Below are 2,006 nucleotides of genomic sequence, written 5' to 3' on the forward strand. Positions count from 1 at the left end.
TATGGAAATAACCTAAGCTGGAGTATAGATACTATACTTACCGCTGTAGGTAATCTATATTTCTATGGGACTTATTATCAATCACCAAACGGATGGAAATTCAATGGTTTTGTGGAGCGTGTGGGGTAAGGTAGCTCTTGATTATTTTAATTGAAAGGTTTAAAAGGAGATAAAAATGTTTTATGACATAATAAAAAAAGAGTTAATTAGTGGTGGTATATTCTATAAAGAGGTGGAATTTCGTGATGAGAATAACGAAACTCATCAAGGGGTGGATACATACTTTTTAGATAGTTGTGATGATGAAACTTTAAGAGCTTTAAAAGTAGCTAGGGTTATAGAGAGTGAGCCTATAGATAGAAACGATGATATCTATAAAGAGATTATCAAAACAGATAGATATGATGAGCCTAGCAATACTTATCATATAGATTATGAGCTAAGAGATATTAGCTTAGATGATGCTAAGGCGGTGAAATTAGAAGAGTTAGCAGAGTTGAAGGCTGGGAAGTTAGCTTCGTTTGAGTTTAAAGATAATGTTTTTCAACTAGATAGCGATAGCAAGGTCAATATCAATGGCAAGATAAGCCAAATTCTATTGTCCCAAGCAGCTGGAGTGCCTATAGAAAATATCAATTGGATTAATAAGGATAATAGGGTTGTCCGCTTTAGTAAAGATGAGTTTATAGCCTTTGGTATCGCAGCGGCTAATCATAGTGAGAGCGTGCTATTTAAACACGATGAGCTAAGAACTAGGGTTAATAGTGCTAGTAGCATAGATGAGCTTAAGGGGATAGAGTGGGTGGATTAAGCCTTAGTAAGTGTTACTAAAAAGTATAAAAATATTATAGTGCTAATGATTAAGATAGAAGCAGTTATGATGGGTATCATTTGGTATCCTTTATATCTTTTTGCTTTTGTTTTATCTTTAGGCAAACTATGATAAATAAGATTAGCAATAAAGGTATTAAACAGCTAATTAGGATTAGCTTTATGTTTGATAATTTTTCAAAATTAACAAAAGCGAAGCTAACAACACCTATAAAGGTAACTATAAGAGTGTTTAGGGCTATTTTTAATAGTTCAAAATCATTTTTTAGTTTATCCAATTCAGCCATATTTTACCTTTTTGCTAATTGTATAAAAAATCAGTTTAAATAATTATAAAGGAGTTAAATGGATAGAGTAGTAGTCCAGCCAATAGATAAAGATAAGTTTAGGACATATAAGGATTTTTCATATCACGGAGTTTATATCCCCAAAGGTTTTGTAACCAATGGGGCTAATATCCCTAGGATTTTTTGGAGCCTTTTCCCGCCAAATTCGCCTGAATACCTTAGTGCTGTGGTAATCCACGACTATATGTGTGCGAAAATAGGTGTATTTACATACAAAGAAGCTGATGATATGTTTTATAGAGCTATGATTGATATAGGTGTAAGTAAGTGGAAAGCTAAGCTATTTTACTTTTGGGTGAAGTGGTACCATAGATTTAAAGTGTTTAAAAATAGGAGCAAATTAAGATATTAAAGATATTTCTTTAAGTGGGAAGGGGAGCGCTTTTTTGGCAGCCGCTACCCCTTCCCCCTTAACAACCCCTAACCCCCTGGAAAAGCCTTTCAATGGGTGGCTTCGCCACGGATTTTTATAGGGGTACCCCGCTTGCGGGGCTTTAGGTGGGTCAAGGGAGTGTAACTCCCTGTCGCAAACGGCGACTTGTTGCCGTGCGAAGATAAAAATAATAAGGAGTTAAATATGGGTTTAAAATGTGTAACAATGCTAATTAAAGATGGCAATTTAAGCAAAGATGAGATTAAGGAGATAGCCCTTAGTAAATTAGAGAAATATAATAGTATTGATAAACCTAATGATAATATAGCTATGGTTATAAATCCTATTAGCAAAGATAGCTTTTATCTCATATCTAATGAGCTTAAAGAAGCCCTAAATCTAGATGATAATATAGTTGAAGTTGCTGGTGTCAGCTCTGATAATAGTGAGTTAAA

The 2,006-nt window shown here is 34.2% G+C and carries 4 protein-coding genes; 3 read left to right on the forward strand and 1 reads right to left on the reverse strand.

The annotated features are described in order from the left end of the window. The first annotated feature begins 175 nt into the window (after positions 1-175). Positions 176-811 (forward strand): DUF4376 domain-containing protein, encoded by a 636-nt coding sequence (locus CCAL9328_RS10495; RefSeq protein WP_170000620.1) that lies wholly within the window; start codon positions 176-178, stop codon positions 809-811. A 76-nt stretch (positions 812-887) separates the two neighbouring features. On the opposite strand, the gene CCAL9328_RS10500 is transcribed toward CCAL9328_RS10495, so the two are convergent. Beyond that, a complete protein-coding gene (locus CCAL9328_RS10500; protein WP_096025557.1) occupies positions 888-1,118 on the reverse strand; it encodes a hypothetical protein in 231 nt (76 codons plus the stop codon). Between the two features lie 58 nt (positions 1,119-1,176). Here CCAL9328_RS10500 and CCAL9328_RS10505 point away from each other — a divergent pair, with 58 nt between their 5' ends. Then, positions 1,177-1,530: a DUF1353 domain-containing protein gene (locus tag CCAL9328_RS10505; protein WP_170000621.1), complete on the forward strand. Its 354-nt coding sequence runs from the start codon at positions 1,177-1,179 to the stop codon at positions 1,528-1,530. Between the two features lie 225 nt (positions 1,531-1,755). Continuing rightward, positions 1,756-2,006: hypothetical protein (locus CCAL9328_RS10510; protein WP_170000622.1), on the forward strand; the 251-nt coding region annotated here is incomplete at its 3' end.

This window comes from Campylobacter sp. RM9328 (assembly GCF_012978615.1).